Source organism: Rhizobium sp. SRDI969, assembly GCF_025152725.1.
GTDB lineage: Bacteria > Pseudomonadota > Alphaproteobacteria > Rhizobiales > Rhizobiaceae > Rhizobium > Rhizobium leguminosarum_I.
Genome location: NZ_CP104036.1, coordinates 1 through 24468 on the forward strand (window position 1 = coordinate 1; position 24468 = coordinate 24468).

At 60.1% G+C, this 24468-nt stretch carries 23 protein-coding genes; 17 read left to right on the plus strand and 6 right to left on the minus strand.

The window, feature by feature from the left end; genetic code table 11:
- The 9 genes from repA (at window position 1) to N2A41_RS24205 (ending at window position 9469) form a co-directional block, all read left to right on the plus strand.
- The gene (repA, locus tag N2A41_RS24165) at window positions 1-1194 is read left to right on the plus strand and encodes a plasmid partitioning protein RepA (protein ID WP_170279700.1); all 1194 of its coding nucleotides are present in this window, start codon (window positions 1-3) and stop codon (window positions 1192-1194) included.
- A gap of 3 nt (window positions 1195-1197) precedes the next feature.
- Window positions 1198-2199, plus strand: a complete 1002-nt coding sequence (repB, locus tag N2A41_RS24170; protein ID WP_260111283.1) for a plasmid partitioning protein RepB — start codon at window positions 1198-1200, stop codon at window positions 2197-2199.
- A 154-nt stretch (window positions 2200-2353) separates the two neighbouring features.
- Entirely contained in the window at window positions 2354-3649 is a 1296-nt protein-coding gene (repC, locus tag N2A41_RS24175) for a plasmid replication protein RepC (RefSeq protein WP_260111284.1), read from the plus strand.
- Window positions 3650-3763: 114 nt separating this feature from the next.
- Window positions 3764-4648, plus strand: coding sequence for a dihydrodipicolinate synthase family protein (locus N2A41_RS24180; protein ID WP_260111285.1), 885 nt, complete (start codon window positions 3764-3766; stop codon window positions 4646-4648).
- 7 nt (window positions 4649-4655) lie between these two features.
- Window positions 4656-5333, plus strand: a complete 678-nt coding sequence (locus N2A41_RS24185) for a GntR family transcriptional regulator (RefSeq protein WP_017967366.1) — start codon at window positions 4656-4658, stop codon at window positions 5331-5333.
- A gap of 55 nt (window positions 5334-5388) precedes the next feature.
- Window positions 5389-6717, plus strand: a complete 1329-nt coding sequence (locus tag N2A41_RS24190; protein WP_260111286.1) for an ABC transporter substrate-binding protein — start codon at window positions 5389-5391, stop codon at window positions 6715-6717.
- Window positions 6717-7655, plus strand: coding sequence for a carbohydrate ABC transporter permease (locus N2A41_RS24195; protein ID WP_222280678.1), 939 nt, complete (start codon window positions 6717-6719; stop codon window positions 7653-7655). The genes N2A41_RS24190 and N2A41_RS24195 overlap by 1 nt, the downstream gene beginning before the upstream one ends.
- Window positions 7655-8470, plus strand: a complete 816-nt coding sequence (locus tag N2A41_RS24200) for a carbohydrate ABC transporter permease (RefSeq protein WP_222280677.1) — start codon at window positions 7655-7657, stop codon at window positions 8468-8470. The genes N2A41_RS24195 and N2A41_RS24200 overlap by 1 nt, the downstream gene beginning before the upstream one ends.
- Before the next feature lie 18 nt (window positions 8471-8488).
- Window positions 8489-9469 carry a sugar kinase gene (locus tag N2A41_RS24205; protein ID WP_260111287.1) on the plus strand — a complete coding sequence of 327 codons (981 nt, stop codon included), beginning with the start codon at window positions 8489-8491 and terminating at the stop codon, window positions 9467-9469.
- Window positions 9470-9494: 25 nt separating this feature from the next.
- On the opposite strand, the gene N2A41_RS24210 is transcribed toward N2A41_RS24205, so the two are convergent.
- From N2A41_RS24210 to N2A41_RS24220, 3 genes are all read right to left on the minus strand, one after another.
- Entirely contained in the window at window positions 9495-10340 is an 846-nt protein-coding gene (locus N2A41_RS24210; RefSeq protein ID WP_017967361.1) for a carbohydrate ABC transporter permease, read from the minus strand.
- A gap of 5 nt (window positions 10341-10345) precedes the next feature.
- Window positions 10346-11284 carry a carbohydrate ABC transporter permease gene (locus tag N2A41_RS24215; RefSeq protein ID WP_222280675.1) on the minus strand — a complete coding sequence of 313 codons (939 nt, stop codon included), beginning with the start codon at window positions 11282-11284 and terminating at the stop codon, window positions 10346-10348.
- Between the two features lie 88 nt (window positions 11285-11372).
- Complete coding sequence (locus N2A41_RS24220; RefSeq protein ID WP_162115646.1) at window positions 11373-12620, minus strand: ABC transporter substrate-binding protein; 1248 nt, start codon at window positions 12618-12620, stop codon at window positions 11373-11375.
- A gap of 572 nt (window positions 12621-13192) precedes the next feature.
- Between N2A41_RS24220 and N2A41_RS24225 the strand changes: the two genes are divergently transcribed.
- The gene (locus N2A41_RS24225) at window positions 13193-14227 is read left to right on the plus strand and encodes a LacI family DNA-binding transcriptional regulator (RefSeq protein ID WP_222280674.1); all 1035 of its coding nucleotides are present in this window, start codon (window positions 13193-13195) and stop codon (window positions 14225-14227) included.
- A 19-nt stretch (window positions 14228-14246) separates the two neighbouring features.
- Here N2A41_RS24225 and N2A41_RS24230 read toward each other — a convergent pair whose 3' ends face one another.
- Complete coding sequence (locus tag N2A41_RS24230; RefSeq protein ID WP_222280673.1) at window positions 14247-15182, minus strand: alpha/beta hydrolase; 936 nt, start codon at window positions 15180-15182, stop codon at window positions 14247-14249.
- A complete protein-coding gene (locus tag N2A41_RS24235) occupies window positions 15179-16327 on the minus strand; it encodes a Gfo/Idh/MocA family protein (RefSeq protein WP_222280672.1) in 1149 nt (382 codons plus the stop codon). Before N2A41_RS24235 ends, N2A41_RS24230 begins: the two co-directional genes overlap by 4 nt.
- Before the next feature lie 247 nt (window positions 16328-16574).
- Between N2A41_RS24235 and N2A41_RS24240 the strand changes: the two genes are divergently transcribed.
- Window positions 16575-17393, plus strand: coding sequence for a sugar phosphate isomerase/epimerase family protein (locus N2A41_RS24240; protein WP_260111288.1), 819 nt, complete (start codon window positions 16575-16577; stop codon window positions 17391-17393).
- Window positions 17394-17485: 92 nt separating this feature from the next.
- On the opposite strand, the gene N2A41_RS24245 is transcribed toward N2A41_RS24240, so the two are convergent.
- Complete coding sequence (locus N2A41_RS24245; RefSeq protein ID WP_003550157.1) at window positions 17486-18247, minus strand: DeoR/GlpR family DNA-binding transcription regulator; 762 nt, start codon at window positions 18245-18247, stop codon at window positions 17486-17488.
- 247 nt (window positions 18248-18494) lie between these two features.
- On the opposite strand from N2A41_RS24245, the gene N2A41_RS24250 reads away from it, so the two are divergent.
- The 6 genes from N2A41_RS24250 (at window position 18495) to N2A41_RS24275 (ending at window position 24468) form a co-directional block, all read left to right on the plus strand.
- A complete protein-coding gene (locus N2A41_RS24250; protein WP_260059461.1) occupies window positions 18495-19295 on the plus strand; it encodes a class I fructose-bisphosphate aldolase in 801 nt (266 codons plus the stop codon).
- Window positions 19296-19298: 3 nt separating this feature from the next.
- Complete coding sequence (locus tag N2A41_RS24255) at window positions 19299-20234, plus strand: PfkB family carbohydrate kinase (RefSeq protein ID WP_260111289.1); 936 nt, start codon at window positions 19299-19301, stop codon at window positions 20232-20234.
- A gap of 227 nt (window positions 20235-20461) precedes the next feature.
- Window positions 20462-21607 carry an ABC transporter ATP-binding protein gene (locus N2A41_RS24260; protein ID WP_017967352.1) on the plus strand — a complete coding sequence of 382 codons (1146 nt, stop codon included), beginning with the start codon at window positions 20462-20464 and terminating at the stop codon, window positions 21605-21607.
- A gap of 133 nt (window positions 21608-21740) precedes the next feature.
- The gene (locus N2A41_RS24265; protein ID WP_162115652.1) at window positions 21741-22817 is read left to right on the plus strand and encodes a Gfo/Idh/MocA family protein; all 1077 of its coding nucleotides are present in this window, start codon (window positions 21741-21743) and stop codon (window positions 22815-22817) included.
- Window positions 22817-23662 (plus strand): sugar phosphate isomerase/epimerase family protein, encoded by an 846-nt coding sequence (locus tag N2A41_RS24270; protein WP_260111290.1) that lies wholly within the window; start codon window positions 22817-22819, stop codon window positions 23660-23662. Before N2A41_RS24265 ends, N2A41_RS24270 begins: the two co-directional genes overlap by 1 nt.
- The gene (locus N2A41_RS24275) at window positions 23659-24468 is read left to right on the plus strand and encodes an alpha/beta fold hydrolase (protein ID WP_260111291.1); all 810 of its coding nucleotides are present in this window, start codon (window positions 23659-23661) and stop codon (window positions 24466-24468) included. Before N2A41_RS24270 ends, N2A41_RS24275 begins: the two co-directional genes overlap by 4 nt.

Consider the following 24468-nt stretch of genomic DNA (forward strand, 5'->3'; position numbering starts at 1 on the left):
ATGCAGCCGAGTCTTGCTTTTCAAGACGATCAAGAGCACCTCCCATCGCTTCTGGCAACAGATGCGAAGGAGTTATCCTATCAACTTCAGCAGCATCAGGCAAAAATCTTTCCCCCGCTCTCGCAAAAGACCATCAGAACATTTTCGCCGGCGGAAGCTGCAGCCTTTATCGGCATCGGCGAAGGTTATCTCCGCCAGATAGCCGCCGACGGCCATGGGCCCGATCCGCTCGCAAACGGACGGCGGCTTTACAGTGCAACGGATATGGACCGCATTCGCCGGGTCCTCGACGAGCGAAACGGAACACCGAAATATGTGCCGGCCCGCCGGCCGGGGGAAAAACTCCAGATCATCTCCGTCATGAATTTCAAGGGTGGCTCGGGCAAGACCACCACTGCGGCTCATCTGGCGCAGTTCATGGCGCTCAGGGGCTACCGCGTGCTCGCCGTCGACCTCGATCCGCAGGCCTCCTTGTCCGCCTTGTTCGGTCATCAGCCGGAGTTCGACGTCGGAGAGGGCGAAACGATCTACGGTGCGATCCGATATGAGGAGCCGCGCCCCATCGCCGACATCGTCCGCGCCACCTACACGCCCAATCTGCATCTCATTCCGGGCAATCTCGAGCTGATGGAATTCGAGCACGAGACGCCGAAGGCGATGGCGTCGGGTACGGCGGAGACGATGTTCTTTGCCCGCATCGGCGAAGTCCTGACGGAGATCGAAAGCCTTTACGATGTGGTGGTCATCGACTGCCCGCCGCAGCTGGGGTTCCTGACGATGTCGGCGCTCTGCGCGGCCACCTCGGTGTTGATCACGGTTCACCCGCAGATGCTTGATGTCATGTCGATGTCGCAGTTTCTGACGATGACGAGTGAGTTGATGTCGGTCGTCGAAAAGGCCGGAGGGCGTACCAGCTATGACTGGATGCGCTATCTGGTGACGCGGTTCGAGCCGAACGACGGACCGCAAAGCCAGATGACCGGCTTCATGCGGGCGATCTTCGGCAATCGAATGCTCCACAACGCCATGGTGAAGTCGACGGCAGTGGCTGACGCCGGCGTCACCAAGCAGACACTCTACGAGGTCGAGCGGTCGCAGTTCACACGCGGAACCTACGATCGGGCTCTGGAGTCCCTCAATCTCGTGAACGGCGAGATCGAGGCGCATATTCGCTCGACCTGGGGGAGGAAATAGCAGATGGCGCGCAAGAACCTCATCGAAATTTCCGCTCCGAAACCGGAAAGGATGGACGCAGTCGCACCGCGTGACAATCGTCCGATCGCCGGATTCGTGCCGCAGGAGCGCAGTGCCGCGCCTGTCGGCGGTATCACCAAGACGCTCGGCAACATTACCGAGAAGATGGAGCGGGCAAGTGAGCTGGAACGGCAGCTCGCTGCCGGCCAGACCATCGTCGAACTCGATCCCGGACTGATCGATGCTTCCTTCGTCAGCGATCGATTGGCGATCGACGCGGCCGAACTCGCGCAGCTTGTCGAGCAGATCCGCGAGCATGGCCAGCAGGTTCCGATCCTCGTCCGCCCGCATCCCGAAACCAGGGGACGCTATCAGGTCGCCTACGGCCATCGGCGCCTGGCTGCCGCCCGAGAAATCGGCATCAGGGTGCGCGCGGTCGTCCGTGATCTCACCGACGGTCAGCTGGTCGTCAGCCAGGGACAGGAAAACAGCGCTCGAACCAATCTCTCCTACATCGAGCGCGCGCTCTTCGCATCGCGGCTCGAGGAACGCAGCTTTGGCCGCGATGTCATCATGGCGGCTCTCGGCGTGGACAAGGCGGCGCTGTCAAGAATGCTGATCGTCATCCGGCAGGTTCCCCTGGACCTCGTCAACGCCATTGGCGCAGCACCCGATATCGGCCGCCGCCGATGGTTGGAACTGGGCGAGCGGCTTGAGAAAGCCGACGTCGACAAGATCATCGTGGAGTTGTCCGCGGACGACGCGCGCAAAATTTCGAGCGACGAGCGGTTTCAGCGGGCACTCGTTCTGGCAACGAAGAAGACGGCTGCGCCGAAACCGGCGGTGGCCAAAACCCAGGTTAATGGCGTGCCTGTCATGATTAAAAAAACAGCGTCCGGTGCAACCTTCGTTTTCGACGCCAAGACCGCCCCCGGTTTCGATCAATTCGTCCAGGAAAGGCTGAAGGGCCTGTTTCAGGAGTTCAACAAGGACAGAGGAGCGTAGCGCGCAAAAGAAAAAGGCCCCCAACGACGCCGTCGTGGAAGCCCTTCTCAGATCTTAAGCACATCGAGAATCGCATTTCCACGAATCACAGTCAAGCGTCTTAGGCACCAAATTGGTGGATGGTTTTCTTTTGCCTGAACGAAGGTGAAGGCAAATGGAGAGTGGATATGTGACGACGCCCTTTGGGCGGCGGCCGATGTCTCTTGGCATGCTGGCAAGCCAGCAACTGGCCGAGACCATCGAGCCGGGGATGAAGCGCAGCAAGTGGAAGCTGTTCAGGGCGATCTGCGAAGCGCGGCCGGCGCTCGGCGTTACCGATCGGGCGCTGACGGTGCTCGACGCGCTTCTGACCTTCTACCCAGACGACGAGATCTCCGAGGAGAAGGGCCTGATTGTCTTCCCGTCGAATGCGCAGCTTTCGCTTCGCGCCCGCGGCATGACGCCAGCGACCCTCAGGCGGCATCTTGCCGTTCTGGTCGAGGCCGGCCTGATCCTGCGCAAGGACAGCCCGAATGGAAAGCGCTATGCGCGACGCGACAGGGCAGGGACCGTCGGCGAGGCCTTCGGGTTCAGCGTAGCACCGCTTCTGGCGCGTGCAGTCGAAATCGAAAACCTGGCCGCCCAGGCGGTTGCCGACCGGGAACTGCTGCGCGCAGTCAGGGAACGGTTGACCATTTGCCGGCGCGACATCTCCAAGCTGATTGCGACGGCCTTCGAAGAAGAGGTCTCCGGTGATTGGGAAGGCATTTCGGTGACGTTTCGAACGCTCCTCGCCCGGATTCCGCGCGTGGCGACCACTGAGCAATTGACCCCGCTACTCGATGAGATGGGGTTGCTTCGGGCTGAAATCGTCAACTTGCTGGAAAAGCAGATAAAAACACAAAAAATAGACGCCAATGAGTCTCAGATTGAGCATCACAAACAGAATTCAAATCCCAATTCCACTCATGAACTTGAACCAAGCTTCGAAACGAAGCAGGGCGAATGGGCAGTTGCCGATCTTGAACCGAATGCCGGACCGCCGGACGAGCAAAGACTGAAACAACCGAAGCTTTCCGGCAACAGGGCGGGGGGGTCCGCCGATCCAGGGGCTGGGCATAACCTGAAATCCTTCCCGCTCGGCCTCGTCCTCCAAGCCTGCCCCGGTATTCTCGACTACGGGCCTGGCGGAACCATCGGCAACTGGCGAGATTTGATGTCGGCTGCTGTCGTCGTGCGCTCGATGCTCGGCGTCAGTCCCTCGGCCTATGAGGAAGCCTGCTCCGGCATGGGGCCGGAAAATGCCGCCACCGTGATTGCCTGCATTCTGGAAAGGGGAGGCCACATCAACTCGCCCGGCGGCTATCTCAGAGATCTGACCCGCAGGACCGAGAGGGGTGAGTTTGCGATCGGCCCGATGCTGATGGCGCTCGTGCGGGCGAACGGGCCAACAGCAAGGCGTGCCAGTTGACCGGAGGGAAGCCGCGGCCGCGACAAATCATGTAACGAGACGGTGTGCAATCACCTCTTTACATCTAACATGTTAGTCTGCTACATCTGAGCCGGTAATTGGGAGGAGGCATATTTGACACAAAAATTCGGGCTCTCAGTCGCTCTCGCCACACCATTCGACAGCCACCGCGGCATCATGATCGAGGCGATGATCGAGCAGGCACGGCGAAGCCTCGCGGCCGGATGTTCGAGCGTGACGCTGTTCGGGACCACGGGTGAAGGTTCTTCCATCGGAACCAAGGAACGTGAACGTGTTCTCACTTCCATGCTTGATAATGGGATAGCAGCAAAGCAAATCATCGTCGGCGTGCTGGTCGACGCGGCCGAGGATGCGGCGATGCAGGCCGGGCATGCGCTTTCCGAGGGAGCCCGCAATATCCTTCTTGCTCCCCCTTCCTACTTCAAAAACGTCAGTGACGACGGCGTCTTCCAGTGGTTTTCGGCTGTTTTCGCTATCCTGGGCGAGAAGGCGCGAGATATTATCGTCTACAACATTCCCTCGGTCACCATGGTCCCGCTGAGCGTATCGCTGATCGGCCGGCTGCGGACCGCCTTTCCCAATATCGTCACGGGCGTCAAGGATTCCTCCGGCGACTGGCCTTTCACGGAAGCGCTGTTGAAGGCGCATGGCGATCTTGTCATCCTGGTGGGGGACGAACGTCATCTGGCGAAGGGCGTGCGGCTTGGCGGCCAGGGTGCGATCTCCGGCATGGCGAATTTCGTACCCCACGAAGTCAAGCTGATGGCAGAAGACGGCAAGGACGATTCCCGCATCGAGGATTTCGTTGACGAACTGCTGAAATTTCCGGTGACCGCTGCTGTGAAAGCGATGGTCGCTCACCTCACGTCGGATGAAATCTGGCTTGCGGTTCGCCCGCCACTCGTTTCAATATCCGGCGAAGGGCAGGCGCAACTCGCTCTTGCGTTCGACAATCTTTTCCGCTCGAAAGCGGCATAGGGCGGACATGTTTCTGGGAGAGGCGATGGACGGAACGGACGAGCAGCCGACACTGCGGGAAAAGGCGTATGAGAGCTTCACACGCCACCTTCTTGCGCGTGACGTGCGCCCCGGCCAGTTCGTTTCGCAGCGCCGCCTCGTCGAGCTGACCGGGCTGACGCTTGGCGCCATCCGCGAACTCATCCCGAGGCTCGAAGCCGAAGGCCTGATCAAGACGGTGCCCCAGCGGGGGTTGCAGATTGCGCATATCGACCTGAACCTTATTCGCGAGGCGTTCCAGCTGCGCGTGTTCCTGGAGAAGGAGGCGGTCGCGCTTTTCACCCGCTCTGCGTCGGACGAGACGATCGCCGGGCTGCTGAAGCAGCATCGAGATATCGCCGACGCCATTCGAAACGGCGATGGATCGCACGAGTTGGAGGTGCACGCGCAAGCTGTCGATTGGGGCATGCACGATGCCTTTATCGATGCGCTTGGAAATACCATCATCTCGAATGCCTACCGGGTGAACTCGATCAAGATGCGCCTGATCAGTCAGGACCGTTTTCGCATCGATGGTCACGTCGGACCTGTCATGGGCGAGCATCTGAAAGTGCTCGAGGCGATCGAAAGACGATCGGCGGAGGACGCCGTCAACAGCCTTGTCGCACACATCAATCACGCAAGAGATCGTGCGCTCAGGATATAATTGGAAATAAACAGCCGGGGGTGAGGAGATCGCCGGCAAAAGGAGGAGGTACCACATGTCATCGTTTTTGAACCCGACGAGGCGCGGCTTTCTGGCGGGTACGGCCGCTTTTGGCGCCAGCAGCATGCTCGGAGTGCGGTTGGCGTCGGCTGCTGTCGATTGGAAGCGCTTTGCCGGCACGACGCTCGAAGTGAACCTGGTCAAGAGCCCGCGCAGCGAAATACTTCTGAAGTACCTGTCCGAATTCGAGGAGCTTACCGGCATCAAGGTCAATGCCGAAGCGACGCCCGAACAACAGCAGCGTCAGAAGACGACCATCGAGCTGAGCTCCGGCAAGCCGAGCTTCGACGTCGTGCACATGAGCTATCATGTCCAGAAGCGGCAGTTCGAAAAGGGCGGCTGGCTTGCGGATATCGGCGGTTTTCTCAAGGACCCCTCTCTGACCGGCCCGTCTCTGGTTGAAACCGACTTTGCCGAAGCCGGCCTGACTTTTGCCAAAGATCCGGACGGCGTTCTGCGTTCGCTTCCATTCTCGGTCGATTACTGGATCATCTATTGGAACAAGGCGCTGTTTGAGAAGAAGGGGCTTTCCTACCCGACGACGTTCGAAGAACTCGCCAGTGCTGCGGAGGCGCTCACCGATCCTTCGAGCAACACCTACGGCTTCGTCGCCCGCGGCCTGAAGAACGCCAATACGCCGGTCTGGACGTCGCTGCTGCTCGGCTATGGCTCGAGCCCGCTCGGCCCTGATGGCAAGCTGCGCACGACATCGCAGGAAGCGATCGATGCGGCCAAGCTCTATCAAAGGCTGATGACCAAGACAGCCCCTCCCGGCGTCTCCGGCTTCAACTGGGCCGAGGCGCAGTCTGCCTTTCTGCAGGGCAAGATCGGCATGTGGCTGGATGGCGTTGGTTTTGCGCCGCCGATCGAGAATCCGGAAAAGTCGCGCGTCGTCGGCCAGGTCGGTTACGGCATCATGCCGAAAGGTCCGAAGGCACAGGCCGCGGGCACTTTCGGCGACGGGCTTGGCGTCGTCGCGGCAAGCCAGAAAAAGGAAGCCGGCTATCTCTTCTGCCAATGGGCGATTTCGCATGAAATGGGCGCACGTCTGCTGCAGGCCGGTGCCGGCGTTCCTTTCCGCCAGTCCGTCCTCGAGGATGCGAAGGTCCGCGAAGGCGTCAAGATGCCGGGCGCATGGCTTGATGCCGTCGTCGGTTCCGGCAAGATCTCGCAGCTCGCGCTGCCGGTCATCATACCGGTCACCGAGTTCCGCGACGTCTATGGCGTCGGTCTCACCAACATGATCGGCGGCGCCGATCCCGAAACAGAACTGAAGGCAGCGACGGCACAGTTCGAACCCGTCCTGGCAAAAAGCGAGGGATAATGGCCTCGACAAGCATCGAAACGGCTGCCGTGGCCAAGACGTTGAAAGGAAGGAGCAAACCGGATCGGTTTGCTCCCAACTACTGGCCCTTCGTCATCCCGGCGCTCATCGTCATCGCCGCCGTCATCGTCTTTCCGTGGGTGTTTACGGTATGGATGAGCGTCAACAGCTGGACGCTCGGTCAGTCCCAGGTCTTTGCGGGGCTGGACAATTACGTACGCCTCGCCACCGACGTGCGTTTTTGGGAGTCGCTGTGGCATACGGTGGTTTACACGACGCTCTCCGTGGTGGTTCCCCTGTTTCTGGGGACGCTCGCGGCGCTGATCTTCGATGCTCAATTTCCGTTGCGCGGTCTTATACGCGGCATATTCGTGATGCCGATGATGGCCACACCCGTCGCCATTGCACTCGTCTGGACGATGATGTTCCATCCGCAGCTCGGCGTCCTCAACTATCTCCTCTCCTTCATCGGCATCGGCCCGCAGGAGTGGATCTATAATCAGAGCAGCGTCATCCCGTCGCTTGTGCTGGTCGAGACCTGGCAGTGGACGCCGCTTATCATGCTAATCGTGCTCGGCGGTCTGGCGGCGGTTCCGCGCGAGCCCTATGAAAGTGCTGAAATCGACGGCGCCAATGTCTGGCAGAAATTCCGCTATCTGACGCTGCCGATGATCGCGCCGTTCCTGATGATTGCCGTGATCATCCGCAGCATCGATGCGGTGAAAAGTTTCGACATCATCTATGCCATGACCCAAGGCGGTCCCGGCACGGCGTCGGAGACGATCAACATCTATCTCTACAACACCGCTTTCGCCTATTACGATATCGGCTATGGCTCGGCGATGGCGGTTGTCTTCTTCATCCTGATCGTCCTGCTCTCCTTCGTCCTTATGATGCTCCGGCAGCGCGTGAACTGGTCCGACGGGGAGGCACGCTGATGAAGCGCAAAACACTCGATCGCATCGCACTGCTGTTTGTTGCCCTGGTGATGATCTCGCCGGTCGTCCTGTTCTTCCTCTGGATGATCTCGCTGTCGCTGAAATATGAGATCGACAGCGGCGCCTATCCGCCGATCTTCATTCCGGAGCGCTTGGCCTGGTCGAATTATCTGAAGGTCTTCGAAGAGAACAACTTCTTCCTCTATCTCTGGAATTCGGTGCTGGTGACGGGTGCGGCCACGCTTCTGGCGCTGCTGATAGGCGTACCGGCCGGATATGGCATCGCACGGCTGAAGGCGGAGAAGTCCGCTATGGTCATCATGATAGCGCGCATGACGCCCGGCCTTTCCTTCCTGATCCCGCTCTTCCTGCTGTTCCAGTGGCTGAACCTGCTTGGCACGCTCATGCCGCAGATCATCATCCATCTCGTCGTCACCGTGCCGATCGTCGTGTGGATCATGATCGGCTATTTCGAGACGACGCCGATGGAGCTGGAAGAGGCTGCAAGCATCGACGGCGCAACACCCTGGCAGGTTTTCCGCCTGGTCGCCTTGCCCATCGCCAGGCCGGGCATCGTCGTCGCCTTCATCCTGTCGGTCATCTTCTCGTGGAACAACTTCGTCTTCGGCATCGTGCTTGCCAGCCGCGAGACGCGCACGCTTCCTGTTGCGGTTTACAACATGCTCTCGTTCGAACAGGTCAGTTGGGGACCGCTCGCGGCTGCCGCGTTGATCGTCACCTTGCCCGTGCTGATCTTGACGGTGTTTGCGCAACGGCAGATCGTGGCGGGCCTGACGGCCGGAGCCGTCAAGTGAGCGGGTGAGACAACGGTTTTGACGACTTCTACTGCCTTCGAGCAGCCTCCAGGTCTGGCGCGCCGCGTTTTGTGTGTCGGCGCGGCGGTTATGGACACCCTGTTTCGCGTCCGCTCGCTACCCACCGGCCAGGGCAAAATTCTGCCCTACGACATGCTGCAGATCGCCGAAGGCATGGCGTCGAGCGCCGCCTTTGCGGTCGCCCGGCTGGGCGGCCATGCCAGCCTCTGGGGTGCTGTCGGCAATGACGCCACCGGCGATCGCATCATTGCCGATCTCAGCGAGAGCGGTATAGATACGAGCGGCATGCTGCGTGTGGAAGGCGCCCGCTCGGCGATCTCTACCATCCTTGTCGATGATCAGGGCGAGCGCCTCATTGTGCCTTTCTACGATGCGGGCCTGCACGAGACGGTCAAGCCGGTCACAGCAGAGGACATTTCTTCTTTCGACGCGGTTCTGGTTGACGTCCGGTGGCCGAAGGTCGCACTGCGGACGCTGTTGGGGGCCCGAGAGGCAGGCAAGCCGGCCATTCTCGATGGCGATGTCGCAAGCGATGGCGTGATCGAGATGCTGGCGCCGGCAGCCAGCCACATCGTGTTCTCGCAGCCGGCGGCCGAACGGCTTTCTGGAGCAGCCGAGCTGGTGAAGGTCGTCGGCCTTTTGAAACGAAAGTTCGAGCATGCTTTCATCAGCGTCACCGCTGGCGAAAACGGCTGCTTCTGGTTCGATACCCTGACCGGCGAAGTCTTCCATTTTGCCGCTCCGAAGGTGAGGGCCGTCGATACGCTCGCAGCCGGCGATATCTTCCATGGCGCTTTTGCGCTGGCTACTGCTGAAGGCATGCCAATCGAAGAGACGATGCGCTTTGCATCCATGGCGGCGGCGCTCAAGTGCCAAGTGTTTGGCGGTCGAACCGGGGCACCTAACAGAGCCGAGGTCGGCGATGCCCTGCGCGATTGGGACGTCGGCGTTAGCCGCAGCGCTTTGCTCCCGTTATGAAATTCGAAACGCGATCAGCGCCCCATCAGCTTTTGACTGAGCCGGCGGTCATGCCCGCCAGGAAGTAGCGTTGAGCAACGAGATAAAGGACCAGGAGGGGCAGGGAACCGAGCACGCTCATCGCCATCATCTCGTTCCATTCGAAGGCGTGCTGGCCCATCAGAAGCTGGATGCCGATCGGAACCGTCCTGAGGTTCATCGATTTCGTCAGCGTCAGCGCAAAGAGGAATTCGTTCCAGGCTAGCAGAAACGTGTAGACCGCCGTGGCGACGATCCCGGGGATGGAGACGGGAACGATGACGCGCCAAAGCGCCGTCCAGCTTGAGCCGCCGTCGACAAGGACGGCCTCGTCCAGTTCTTTCGGCAGCGTGTTGAGATAGCCTGTCATCAACAGGACGGCGTAAGGCAGGGTGAAGACCATGTAGGTGAGGATCAGCGCCAGATAGGTATCGAAGATCCTGAAGGCGACCACCATTCCGAAATAGGGGATGAGAAGGGTGATCGGCGGAACGGTCTGGGTGCTGATGATGAAGATGTTCAAGGTGTTCTTGAACCGGAACTGATAGCGGCTGAAGCCGTAGGCGGTCACGATCGCGACGACCAGAGTCAGGCAGGTGACGACGCCGGCGACAAAGTAGCTGTTAATGAAGAACCGGACTTTCACCGGATCGTTAAAGATCGTCAGATAGGCGGCCACCGTAAAATCATCCGGCAACAGCCGCGGCGGAAGCGCGAAGATTTCCGTATTCGATTTCAGTGAGCTGAAAAACATCCAGACGATCGGAAAGGTGGAGAAGACAAGACCGATCGCCAGGCCGAGATAGGTCAGGATGGTCGGCAATGCCGAACTCTTGAAGGAACGCTTTGCCATGGCGGTTACCTGCGCTGCTGGTGTTTGATATAGAAATAGGTAACGCTCATCGAGATAATCAGGATGATCATCGCACTCGCCGAAGCCAGTGAGAATTCGTACTGGGAGAAGGCGAGCTTATAGGTGAAGGTGGAAAGCACTTCCGTCGAATAGATCGGGCCGCCGCCCGTCGTCATCCACACCAGCGGAAAAACCTGCATCGTCCAGATGAAATCGAGGAGCGCGATGCTGATGATGATCGGCATCAGCTGCGGAATGGTGATGTACCAGAACTTTTGCACTTCGTTCGCGCCGTCGATACCGGCTGCCTCGTAAAGCTCCTTCGAAATGCCCTGGAGGCCGGCGAGCAGGCTGACCATGTAGAGCGGATAGCCTGCCCAGATGTTTGCGAAGGTCAAAGCGTGAATGGCGGTGCGTGTCGACGAAAACCACTCGACCTTGAAGTTGATGATATGGAGCGCCATCAGCACGCTGTTGATGACGCCGTTCGGGTCGAGCAGCAGGCGCCAGATGATGGCGATGATGACGGCGGTGAACAGCCAGGGCAGGATGAAGAGTACACGCAGGATGCTGCGAATAAGCGGATCGACGCGGTTGGTGTTCAACAGCAGCGCGAATGCCAGGCCGATGATGAAGTGGAAGACGACGCTCATGATCGTGAAGTAAAGCGTCTGTACCACCGACTGCCAGAAGACCGGATTTTCGAAGATGGTCATATAATTCTGGACGCCCGCGAAGGCAGCGTCCTTTTTCATGATGGCGCCATCCATCAGCGAATATCTGAAGACCATCACCATGGGGAACAGCATCAGCAGCACAAGCAGCAGGCTCGCCGGCGAAACGTAGAAATACGGCACCAGCTTCCTCAAGGTGCTGTAACGAAGCCATCCTTTTCTCCGCGCTTTGGATTGCGCAACGACCAGAGCCGTAGCCGAATGGTTCATGAGCTGTGACTTTCTATTCTGCCGAAATTTGACGACTTGCACCGGCAGCGCCTGTTTGCGCTGCCGGTGATCCGTGAAAGCGACGTGCTTAGAACTTCGCCAGCCAAGCCTTCTCGGTGTTGGCAGCTGCCTCCTTGGCTGACTGCCCGCCGTCGAACATCTTCTGAACTTCGACATTCATGTCGCGCATCAGCTCTTCGGCAACCGGAAGGCCGACGAATTCGTTCGCCGGATAACCGCTCTGGAAGATTTTGAAGGCTTCCGCGAAGATCGGGTCCGAGGCCACGAAGTCCGGCTTGGCATGGACGTTGCCGGGGAAGGCGTTGGCAATCGAGACCAGACGGCCGTTGACGTCAGGGCTCATCAGGTATTCGACGAGCTTCCAGGCCTCTTCCTTGTGCTGGCTGCCCTCGCTGATGCCGATGCCCCAGGACGCATAGGGCATGCCGCGCTTGCCTGTGTAGCCGTCAGTGGCCGGCAAGGCGGAGATGCCGAAATTGAGCTTCGGATTGCGCTCGCGGATGAGGTTCACATGGGCGAGGGAATCCACCATCATGCCGACGCGGCCGTTGACGAATTCCTCGACCTTGTCCTGTTCCTTCTTGGCGAAGATGCCGGGAGAAATAACGCCTTCCTTGTTGAGGGAGGCGATATAGTCGAGCGTGCCGACGACGGCGGCATTTTCGAGGTCAGGCTTGCCGTCCTTCATCATCGAGGCGCCGGAGGCCCAGACCCAGGACATCACGTCGTTCTGGATTCCACTCGGAGACTGCAGCGACAGCGGCAGAACCCAGCCGTACTGGTTCTTCGAGGCGTCGGTCATCTTCTTCGCGGCTTCGGCGAATTCCGTGCGCGTGGTCGGCAGCTTGTCGACGCCGGCTGCCTTGGAGATATCCAGATTGACGAAGACCGGGTAGACGAAGGATGCCAGCGGGAACATCACGCTCTTGCCATCGACCTTGACGATATCGGTGATCTGGCTCTTGTCGTATTTCGCCTTCTCCATCAGTTCGTCCATCGAGGCGATCGCGCCCTGCTTGGAGAGCCCGTTTACCCAGGCACCATCCAGCCCTACCACGTCGCTCAGCGTTCCGGAGGCTGCGCCGACGACGATCTGGTCACGCGTCGTGGCATAGGGACCGCTAACCAGCGTCACCTTAATGCCGGGATTTTTGGCCTCGAAATCGTTCATAATGCCGCGCAGGGCACCGGACGGCATTTCGGGTTCCCACCATTGAATGAACTCGATGGTGGTGTCGGCAAACGCGGATGTGGCGCAGAGCGCCCATACCGCTACGGCCGCCCGCATGGTCACGCCGAATTTTCTGATATTCATCTGTGCCTCCCAAAGATTGTCCCGTTAATCGATCCTCCTCAAGATCGTAGGCAAAGTAGGTTCCCTGGAGCCCCTTGCTGTCAATGAAGAACTGCGATCGGGAAAAGATGGGAGGCCGGCATGCACGGTGCGTGTTGAGTTAAATCATTGATAAGAAATAATAAAGGTGATTGACATCGGCAGTAATTTTCTACAGCATTTGTGTTGCTTGTGATGCATTTTTTCTTTACTTTCGTAAACAAATGAAAGTTTACCCAACAGAATGAAAAGCGTGGAACCTGGCGTCTTCACGGCAAATTTGGGAATTTGGGGTGCTGAAACAAGCACTTTTTGCAACCACGCGGCGCAGACGGTGCAATTCGCAGTGAAGGGAATATTTCGATTTTCGAAAGGGAGGGCAGAGCCTGCACCAAAAACGACGGATCACGCCGGCTTACGCGGTGATTTTCGACGATTCAGGATCCGAAGATCACCTGTACAAATTGCCAATGCGTGATTTGGCGCGCCAGAGGATCGGCCGTTGCGTGAATCATTGCCGATTGGTTGTCGTCGTCCCGCCAGTAAGGAATTGAATGGCCAAGAAAAACTATAAATCGATGGACGACTTCGCGAGCGCCGCCGGCGTTTCGCGTCCGACCTTGTCGAAATATTTCGATGACCCCTCGCAGATCAAGGAGGTGACCCGCAAGCGGATCGAGGCGGCTCTGAAGAAGTCGCATTTCGAGCCGAACCTTTTCGCGCGGCATCTCAATCGCAAGCGGACCAGGAATATCGGCATTCTGGTCCCGACCATGTCGGATCCCTTTTATGTGCAGGTGGTGTCGCTGATTGAGTTGGAGTTGCGTGAAAGAGGATTCTGGCCCGTCCAAATCTCTTCGCACACGCGGCCGGAGCTGGAGGCGGAGGCCGTGCGGACCTTACTCTCGCTGAAGGTCGCGGGTGCGATCGTGGCGCCGCTCGGAGCTGGTTCGCGCCGTTCCGCGCTGGAAAGGCTGAGGGATGCCATACCCGTCGTCTGCTTCGACAATCCTGCCGATGCCGACCTTCCCTATGTCGGCAACGATAACGCGCAAAGCATGGCAGCCATTGTGCAATATCTCTGCCGGTCCGGTGAGCCGCCGATCTTCCTGGAAATTCCGCATATGACCGAAAATGCCGGCGAGCGGCAGGAGAGCTACCGCGCGACCATGGCAAGGGAAGGGCATTCCCCGCTGGTCATCGATTGCGACGCGCCACCTTCCTGGGAATTCGAGCGTCTCGGATACGAGCAGATGCAGAGAATTCTTGGCACTGGCGGTCTTCCCGGCAAAACGCTGCTATGCGCCAACGACCGCTTCGCTTTCGGCGCGATGGCAGCCGCCTTTGCGTCGGGGCTAAAAATAGGCCGTAGCGACACCTGCGACGTGCGCATCGCCGGACACGACGATCACCCGCTAAGCCGATATACCTGTCCGTCGCTGACGACCATGGCCCAGAACGCGCCGGAGATCGCCGCGAAATCCGTGGAGCTTTTGTTGGCACACATCGAAAGCGAAGATGATGGAACGACCCCTGTGACGAACAGGGTGATCCTCGAGGCAACGCTTATTATGCGCGATTCGGCTTGAGACTGGGCGGGTTCCCGTTTCAACGGGCAAGCCCAGGGTCCATGGTGCGCCATGCCATTGCAATGGCTTCGAGGGCCTCCTGCCCTTCCGGAATGGCCCCTCGCTTCGACACGAATCCATGGATCTGTCCGGGCCAGGTGCGGCTTGTGGCCTGCGCTTCCGAGCTGAGCCGCTCGGCATAAGCGGCCCCTTCGTCGAACAGCACGTCATATCCGGCAAGGATCACCAGGGCCGGCGCCACGCCCGTCAGCGACGCCACGCTCAGCGGCGAGGCGCGCCAATCCGACCGGCTTTCGGCGTCCGGCAAGTAGTGGTCTCGGAACCATTTCATCGCTGCGGCCGTCAAGCCGAAACCCTCTTCGTAACGTGAGTAGCTGTCGCTTGTCTGCAACTGGTCGGTCACTGGATAGATCAACACCTGTCCGATGATATCAGGCACCTGTCCGTCCCGCGCCAGCAGGGCGACGACGGCGGCCAAATTGCCGCCGGCGCTATCGCCGGCAACGATAATCCGCAAGGGATCGATGCCGAGCGCATCCGCATGCTCCGTCATCCAGACGAGTGCGGCGGCGCAGTCGTCGATGGCAGCCGGAAAAGGATGTTCCGGAGCCAGGCGATAGTCGGGCGAAACCACGACGGCACCCGCCATATTGGCCAGCGTCCGGCAGATATCCTCATGAGTTTCGGGCGCGCCGATGACAAAGCCGCCGCCATGGAGATAAAGCAAGGCCGGTGCGCCCTGGCGCGGCGCAGCGCGGCCGCGCCATATCTTCAACCGGATGGCGCCTACATGCCTTTCCAGGATCTCGGCCACGTCTTCGAGCGGCCGCTGGATGTCTGCGAAACTATCGAGATACTGCTGCCGCGCCAGCGCCGGGGTGCAGCTTTCGACCGGCGTTTGCGGGTCGCCAGGCCACGCTAGGGCGCGTTTGGCGGATTCGTCCAGTTCTGTCATGCCAGCAAACTCCTCGCTTCGTCTTCCCGCAATTCTTTTGGCTGCGCGACGATACCCGAAATGGTCTGCGCCGTACCGGTTTCACCTGCACGCAGGATCGCTTCCATGACTTCGAGCACATGGAGTGCGAGATCGCCCGAAGCGCGTGGCGCACGGCCTTCGATGATTGCGCGCGCGAGATCGGCAAGACCCAGCATGCGGTAGTTGGCGCGATCCGGTGCTGCGATCGGCCAATTGACGGCGCCGAAAAGTTCGCCGGATGTATCCGTTTCCTGCCACGGCGCGCCGCGGCTGGAGAGCGCGACGGAGCCGCCGAAATTATCCGGGTCGGGCAGGCGTAACGAGCCTTCGGTTCCGTGGAGCTCGATGGGATGGTTGGAGTGGCGGAAGACGTCCCAGGAGGTGCCGAAGGTGATCGTGGCACCGCAATCGAATTCCAGCAGCGATAGCACGCTGGTCGGCGTGCCGACCTTGAACGTGGTGCCCTGCTTCGGTCCCTCCGCCGTGATGAGCCGCTCTACCTGCCCGCTTGTGGCGACGGCCTGCACACGGCGGATCGGCCCCATCAGATTGACCATCATCGTCAGATAATAAGGCCCCATATCCATCAGCGGGCCTGCGCCGGCCTGGTAATAAAAGCTGGGATCCGGATGCCAGTGCTCCATACCGCGCCCCATCATGAAGGCTGTTCCAGTCACCGGCTTGCCGATGGCGCCGGCTTCCATCTGCCGCCGGGCATGGCGTCCGGCCGCCCCGAGGAACGTGTCTGGCGCCGAGCCGAGCATGAGGCCCTTTACGGCGGCGGCATCCACCAAGCTACGTCCTTCGGCGGCCGTGACACCGAGCGGCTTCTCCGTGAAGACATGCTTGCCTGCCGACAGCGCCCGCATCGAAACGTCAAAATGCGCAGCCGGGATCGTCAGATTGAGGATGAGGTCGATGCTCTTATCGTCAATGAGGCTATCGACGTCAGCCGCCCGCAGATCGAACTCCGCCGCGCGGCGCTTGGCGGCGTCTGCGTTGAGATCTGCACAGGCGATGATTTCGACGCCGGAAAACAGCGGTGCGTTGCGCATATAGGCGAGCGAAATATTGCCGCATCCCACAACGCCGATCCTGAGTTTCATACCATTGGTCTGTGCCATCTAAGAACCTGATTTTGTCGTTGTGGTGCGAAGAGTCGAGGGGTGCACTACATTTTAATCGCAAGGAATAAAATATATTGACGTACGATAACATTTGACCGTACGTAATGGCAAGACGCTGGCGTCGCAATCCCCGCTGAAGAGCCCGCCGTTTGTTCAGTCGCCGCTCCCGGCGGAAGGGGATTTCGGCAAGGCTGGCGAGGCCTTCGGCATCGGCTGTCATCAACGAATAGTTCAGGACCGAGATATGAAAAATGCTGAGCTGCAGATCGGCTGCCAGACATTCACCTGGGAGATGCTGGGTACCGGTTGGGGCGGCGGTCCGGACGATCTGGTGCGCGCCATTGCCGACGGCGGATATGCCGGTATCGAAATCACCGACACGATGATCGGTCACTACGCGCTCAAGCCTGCCGACTTTGCCCGCATCCTGACGGATGCCGGCTTGGCGCTGGTTTCCTTTGCTTTCGGCTCCGCCAGCGGCTTCACGATGGCGGAAAAGATTGCCTCCGATCTCGACACGGCGCGGCGATGGGTCGATTTCGCGGCGAATTTTCCCGGCGCGATGATATCGATGGGATCGGCGACGGTCGTCTCGGACGGCCCGCGCGATGAGAAATTCGCCATTGCGGCCGAGTGCTACAATCGTGTGACTGAGATTGGACAGTCGGCTGGCGTCGCTATAGCTGTCCACCCTTCCTCGCACCACAACACGCTGCTGTTCACGCGGAACGACTATGATCAGCTGTTTGCTCTCTTGGATCCACAAGTGGGTTGGGTGCCGGACACAGGCCATATCCTGCGTGGCGGCCAGCAGATCGGCGATACGCTGGCGGCCCACCGGGACCGGATCCGCTACGTGCATCTGAAGGATGTGGACGCCGACGGGACCTGGGCGATGCTCGGCGAAGGCGTCTGCGACGTGCCTACGGTGATTTCGGCCGTTCGGGATGCGCCGAACTTTATCGGCTGGATCGTGGTGGAAGAAGAATCGGACCATGCCGGAACCGATCCCGCCGGCGCCGTTCGCGCGAACCGCGAGACGCTTCGACGTCTGGGGTTTTAGCCCATCTCGTAGTCCGTGGCGTCGGCCAAAGCCATCCGTCGACGCCAAAGCCTCTCCTGTCTCTCTTGTAAATTGGAGAAGTGGACTGCAGGTCACGCGTAGCGAACCTCCACGCCCAGCTTGTCCAGCCTATGGCGAATGCTGTGCGGCATGTTGCTGTCCGTGATGATCAGATCGACGCGCGATAGCGAGAAGGCTTTGGAGGAAGCGCCGATGTCGAATTTGCTCGAATCCGCCACGAGGACGACACGCCGGGCCATGCGAACCAGGTTACGCTTGGTCCGCGCCACGTCCTCGGAGACATCGACGACATCGAAGGCCTGATCGATCGCGTGGGCGCCGACAAAAGCCTGGTGGGCGACGAGGCCGCCGACCGCTTTGTCGGAGTCCTGTACGATCGTGCTCACGGTGCTGGGAAACACGCGGCCGCCGATCATGTGCACGTCGAGCCCTGGCCGGTACATCAGATGCTGGGCGATGTTCATTGCCGTTGTCGCAACCACGACGTTGTTGACCGGTGGCATCTGCATGGCCACCTGCAGCAGCGTCGAACCGCTGTCGAAGACGATCGACTGGTTATCGATGATCTGTCGCGCAGCCATCTGGGCGATGCGTCGCTTCGCATCGAAATTGCGTTGCATGCGTTCCTCGAAGGCCGCTGCCGGCGAGTCGGACGGCAGGGCGATTGCCCCGCCATGCGTTTTGATCAGCTGCTTCTTAGCGTCCATGATTTCAAGATCGGAGCGGATCGTCACTTCCGAGACCTCGAAAAATTCCGCGAGCTGGCGGGTGCGTGCCTGACCCACCCGTTGAAGTTCCAGCATGATCTGCTGCCGCCTCTGTTCTGCAAGCATATGTGATCCCGACCTGTCGCGTTTTGTGACCATATGACTTTTGAAAAACGAAAGTTCGCCCCGCCTTATCCTACGGCTCGTGCTACAAAAATAGCCGCATGACGACGAAAATGCACGTCAAATATTCATCATCCATGTAAAAACGAAAGAAATCGAAATATTGAATATTTGTTTGTTTTCGAGTTAGAGTTTTCTCAGCATCGGCGCCAGCAATCGTAAAGCCGGCAATCACAAAGGAAGTATCGCCATGGGGCTCGGAACCAAAGTCCGCCTTGCACGCCTGTTCTCGAACCCATCGGGTCATCTGTTCGGAGGCGCCGTCGATCATTTTGTCGGTTATGGCAATGTGCGTGAGGGCGGGCTTGCCGACCTGCCGGGTGCGCTGAGACGCGTCATGGCGGGAGGCCCCGACTATATCAGTATCCAGCCCGGCGCGGCGCGCCACCTCTGGTCGGAATATGCCGGAAAGGCAGCGCTCGTCATTCAGGGCGGTTGCTTCACCGCCGACGACCGCATTCGCCAGCTCATTGCGACCCCGGAAGACGCGGTGCGTTATGGTGCGGACGCTCTGGCTGTCGCCATTCCCGTGCGCGGCGCCACCGAAGGAGAGTATATCCGCTGGCTCACCGATACGGTCAACGCCGCCGCCCGCTTCGAGATGCCGGTTGTCGCCCATGTCTATCCCCGCGATTTTTCCGACGGCGGCAAGATCGTGTTCACCCCGGATGAGATTGCCTATGCGGTGCGCATCGGCTTCGAGGCCGGCGTCGATGTGATCAAGGTCGGCTACACCGGCGATTTCGAGTCCTTCCGCGAGACCGTTGCGACCTGCCCGATTCCGGTCGTCATCGCCGGCGGCCCGAAGACCGATACGCTGCTTGGAGCGCTCGTCCAAACGTCGGAAGCATTGCGCGCCGGGGCCAAAGGCGCGGTCGTCGGTCGCAACCTCTGGGGTCACGGCGATACGACCATGGCCGCACGCGCCTTCAAGCTCGTCATTCATAAGGGGATGACGCCGGAGGATGCGCTGGCGGCGGCCGGTGCTTGAGACGTGTCGCGCCCTTTCCAGGTTCTGGGCTTCGGCGCCCTGGCCATCGATGACATCATCTATGTCGATCGGGGGCTGACGGCCGGCAAGGGGAAGGTGACGAAGCGTGCCACGGACCATGGCGGCAACGTGGCGACGGCCCTTGTTGCCGTCGCCCGGCTTGGCGGGCGCGCCGGCTTCATCGGCTGGCTCGGCGATGAGCGGGCGGCCGATGTGGCGGCCAGCGAGCTCGAGCGCGACGGCGTCGACATATCGCTGGCTCCCCGCCACGCTGATGCCGCGCCGATCCGCTCGGTGATCACCGTCGGTCCCGACGGCGACCGGTTCATCGCTTATGACGACGATGTGCTGCACGGCACGTCGGATACGCTGCCCGACGATGTTCTGATGCAGGCTCCGGTGCTGCTGATCGATGGCTACGCCACGCACTCGGAACGGGTCGTGGCGCGCGCACGCGCCTTGGGCCTGGCCGTGATTGCCGATATCGAATGGACGGTCGGTGCCGCGACCGACCGAATCCTGGCTTTTGCCGATCACCTAGTGCTGCCGCTTGCCTTCGGGCGGGAGTACACCGGCGAGGATGATCCAACGATGATCCTGGACAAGCTTTGGTCAAAGGATCGGTCCGCGGTTGTCCTCACCGATGGCGAACGAGGGACCTACCTCCGCCAGAAAAGCGATGCCACCTGGTGGCATGTGCCGGCCTATCAGGTTCAGGCGGTCGATACGACCGGCGCCGGTGATTGTTTTCACGGTGCCTACGCCCTTGCCCTTGCTAGGGGTAAAAGCCCGCTTGATTGCACTGCCTATGCCACGGCGGCGGCCGCCATTTCCGTGACCGCACGGGGAGGGCGCAGAGGCCTGCCGGATCACCGGACGTGTCTGGCATGGATGGCGGCGGAGAATGCGCCCATGCCGCTCCCGATGCGCCAATCATAAAAGTTACGCGCGATAAAAAATATAGTTCCGCAAATAATTTTTAATTTTCTGTAAAATATCTCTTTCTTTCAAAGAGATATGCAGATCGTCTGACCGATTACGGCGAGTTTTCCTCGATTCTTTTGTTGACTTTGAAGCTCAGTCCTGAGCCTTCTTGTCGAAACGATCGGAGATGGCAGGGAGCGCTGTCTGAAGGTGCGATCCGGACCGGTACGGGAGGACGAGACGTGGCTGTGGTTGTACTCGACAAAATCTGCAAGACCTATGGAAACAGCTACCATGCGATCAAGGATCTGAGCCTGACGATCCATGATGGCGAGTTTCTGATTCTAGTCGGGCCGTCCGGATGCGGAAAGTCGACCGCTCTGCGCATGATTGCCGGGCTCGAGGAAATCAGCAGCGGAACGTTGAGCATCGGCGGTCAGGACGTCGTGGATCTCGCGCCTAAGGACCGGGACATTGCCATGGTCTTTCAAAGCTATGCGCTTTATCCGCACATGACCGTCTTCGACAACATTGCCTTTTCGATGAAGCTGGCCGGAAAGAACAAGGCGGAACGCACCAAGCGCGTGCATGAGATCGCCAAGATCCTGCAGCTGGAGCCCTTGCTGGGCAATAAGCCCGCACAGCTTTCCGGCGGCCAGCGCCAGCGTGTCGCGATGGGCCGCGCCATGGTCCGCGAGCCCGCGGCATTCCTCATGGACGAACCGCTCTCGAACCTCGATGCGAAGCTGCGGGTTCAGATGCGGGCAGAGATCGCAAGCCTGCAGAGACAGCTGGGCGTGACGACGATCTACGTGACGCACGACCAGACCGAAGCGCTGACCATGGGCGATCGGGTCGCGGTGCTGAAGGGCGGCGTGCTTCAGCAGGTGGATACGCCCAGGGCTCTCTATCACCGGCCGGTCAATGCGTTTGTCGCCGGCTTTATCGGCTCGCCGTCGATGAACCTTTTCGAAGGGCGTCTGGCGGGCGGGCGGATCCATCTGCCGGGCTTCTCCATTCCCTTGTCCGACGGCGCCACCGAGCGCGCTCCCGGCCTGTCCGCCTTTGAGGGAAAGGACGTGATCTTTGGGGTCAGGCCCGAGGACCTCTACGACAGCCGGTTGCCGTCAGGCGCCTCCCATCCGACGATCCCGGTTGTCGTGAAGTCGATCGAGGAGCTCGGCTCCGAGTTGATCGTGCATTTGAAGATCGATGCGGTCCGGATCGATTCGGGCGACCCCGATGCCGTCGAAGACCTGAGCGGGGCCGCCAATGCCGTCGCGCGGTTCGAAGCGGTCAGCGCGGTCGAGACGGGCCAATCGATCGATCTGGCCATCGACCCGGCGAAACTGCACTTTTTCAATCCTCAAACACATATGGCGCTATGAAGTGAGGAGGGAGAGCCGACACGCCGGTGGCGGTCCGGCCAGAAGACGTCGGCAACGTTCGATGTCTTGAAATCATTCCACCCGACGCCGAAACCAGCGTTCATTTTCACTACCCGACCCGAAGGGCTTATCGATGCCAGCAAAACAGGAAAGACGTCTCCGCATCGGCGTATTGGGAGCGGGCCAGATTGCCCAGGCCGCGCATTTCGAGAGCTGCACCAAGGCAGCCAATGCCGACCTCTATGCGATTTGCGACGTTGCCGAGGATCTCCGCGAACGGATGGCCATCACCCACCAGGCGGAAAAAACCTATGGCGACTTCGACAGGATGCTGGCCGATCCCGACCTCGATGCGGTGATCATCGCGACCGCCGATGCCTTTCACGTCCCGGCTTCCATTCGCGCCCTTCAGGCAGGCAAGCATGTCCTCTGCGAAAAACCCGTCGGTGTCACCATCGAGGAATGCCTTGAACTGAAGGCTGCAGTCGACACGTCGGGAAAGGTGTTTCAGGTCGGGCATATGAAGCGTTTCGACGCGGGGCTCCAGGCCGCCAAGTCCTTCATCCGCGATGAAATGGGCGAAATGGTTGCTCTGAAAGCATGGTATTGCGACAGCACGCATCGCTATCCGATGACCGATGCGGTCCAGCCGCTGATCGTCACCAGCGCCAATGCGAAGAAACCCTCCACCAATCCGAAGGCCGACCTGCGGCGCTACTACATGCTTGCCCACGGTTGCCATCTGATCGACACGGCACGGTATTTCGCCGGCGACATCGTCTCCGTCAACGCTCGTCTGTCCGAGCGCGCCGGCATCTGGTGCTGGTTCGTGGACGTGGAATTTGCCTCCGGCACGCTCGGCCATCTCGATCTTACCGTCCAGGTGCGCATGGACTGGCACGAAGGCTTTCAGATCTACGGCGAGAACGGCAGCATTTTGGGCAAGACCTATAACCCGTGGTACTACAAGACCAGCGAGGTGGACATTTTCCGGGAAGCGGACGGTGCCACCCATCGCGTGCTCGGTGCCGACGGCCATTTCTATCGCCGTCAGGTCGAGGGCTTCGCCCGCACCATTCTGGACGGCACCGCGACGGAAGGCGCCGACATCGATGATGGCCTGGCATCCGTTCGGGCCATGGTCGCCGTCGCGCGTTCCGCCGAAAGCGGCAAGGCGGTTGCGCTGTCCGACGTCACAGGTGGCGTGTGATGAAGCTCGGTATCTTCGCAAAGACCTTCGAGGGAACGGAACCCGCAACAGTTCTCAATGCGGTCGCCGCAGCCGGGTTCACCTGCGCACAATACAATATGGCCTGTTCGGGCCTCGCGCCGATGCCGGAGACGATTACGGAAGCCCAGGCCCGCGCAGTCGGCGAAGCGGCGCGTAGCAGCGGCGTCGAAATCGTTGCTGTTTCCGGCACCTTCAACATGATCCATCCGGATCCCGCCATACGCGAGGCCGGCCTTCGCAGACTGGCGACACTGGCCGAACGCTGCGCCGGCATGTCGACGGCGCTGATCACGCTCTGCACCGGCACACGCGACCCCATCGATCAGTGGAAGGCGCATGCCGACAACGACACGCCGGAGGCCTGGCGGGATCTCCTCAAGGCCATGGGCGCGGCCATCGAGACCGCCGAGCGCTACGATGTGGATCTCGGCATCGAGCCCGAGCTTGCCAATGTCGTCAACTCGGCTGAGAAAGCCCGTCGGCTGATCGCGGCACTGAAGAGCCCCCGCATTAAGATCGTGCTCGATCCGGCCAATCTCTTCGAGGTCGCGACGCTTGATAAGCAGCGGAGCATTGTCTCTTCCGCCATCGATATTCTGGCCGATCGGATCGTCATGGCGCATGCGAAAGATCGCAATCCGGACGGCAGTTTCGCGACCGCCGGCAAGGGTGTGCTCGACTACGCGCATTATCTCGGCCGTCTCAAGGCGATTGGCTTCAACGGCAGTCTCGTCACACATGGCCTTTCGGCTTCGGAGGCGGCCGATGCGGCGGCCTTCCTGAAGAATAGCCTCGACGGTAATTCTGCGGGGGCAGGAAGATGAGACGAGCGCAACCGTTCGAAACCAGCGACGGGACCATTCTCAATGTCGATGTGGCGGGCGAGGGCGCGTCCATAATCTTCCAGCATGGCCTATGCGGCGACGCGGCGCAGACCGACGAAGTCTTTCCGCTCGACGCGGGTTTTCGCCGGGTAACGATCGAAGCGCGCGGCCACGGCCATTCCCAAGCCGGCAATCTGGAGCAGTTGTCGATCGCGACCTTCTGCGATGATATCGCCGCCTATATGGAAAAGAACCTTATGCCGCCGATCGTGATCGGCGGCATCTCGATGGGTGCTGTGATCGCCTTGCGTCTCGCGGTCAAGCGGCCCGATCTTGTCAAGGCTCTGATCATCGCAAGGCCGGCCTGGCTGACGGCATCCGCGCCGGAGAATATGTCACCCAACGCCGAAGTCGGGCATCTTTTGAAAACTCTGCCGCAGGGCGAGGCAAAGACCGCATTCCTTGCCGGGCCGGTGGGTGTGCGGCTCGCCGCCGAGGCGCCGGACAATCTGGCCTCGCTTGTTGGTTTTTTCTCCCGCACGCCTCTGGATGTGACCGCCGAACTGCTCACCAGGATTTCCAATGACGGTCCTGGTGTGACCGACGAGGAGGTCCGCAATCTCACCGTGCCGACGCTCATCATCGGCCATGATCGGGACAGCATTCATCCTCTCAGCCTTGCGCGTGCTCTTGCCGAGCGGATTGCCGGCGCGTGTTTGGTGCAGATCACATCGAAGACTGAGAGCCGCCGGCAATACGTCGCCGACTTCCGGCTTGCCATGGGCAATTTTCTGAAGGAGCTCTGA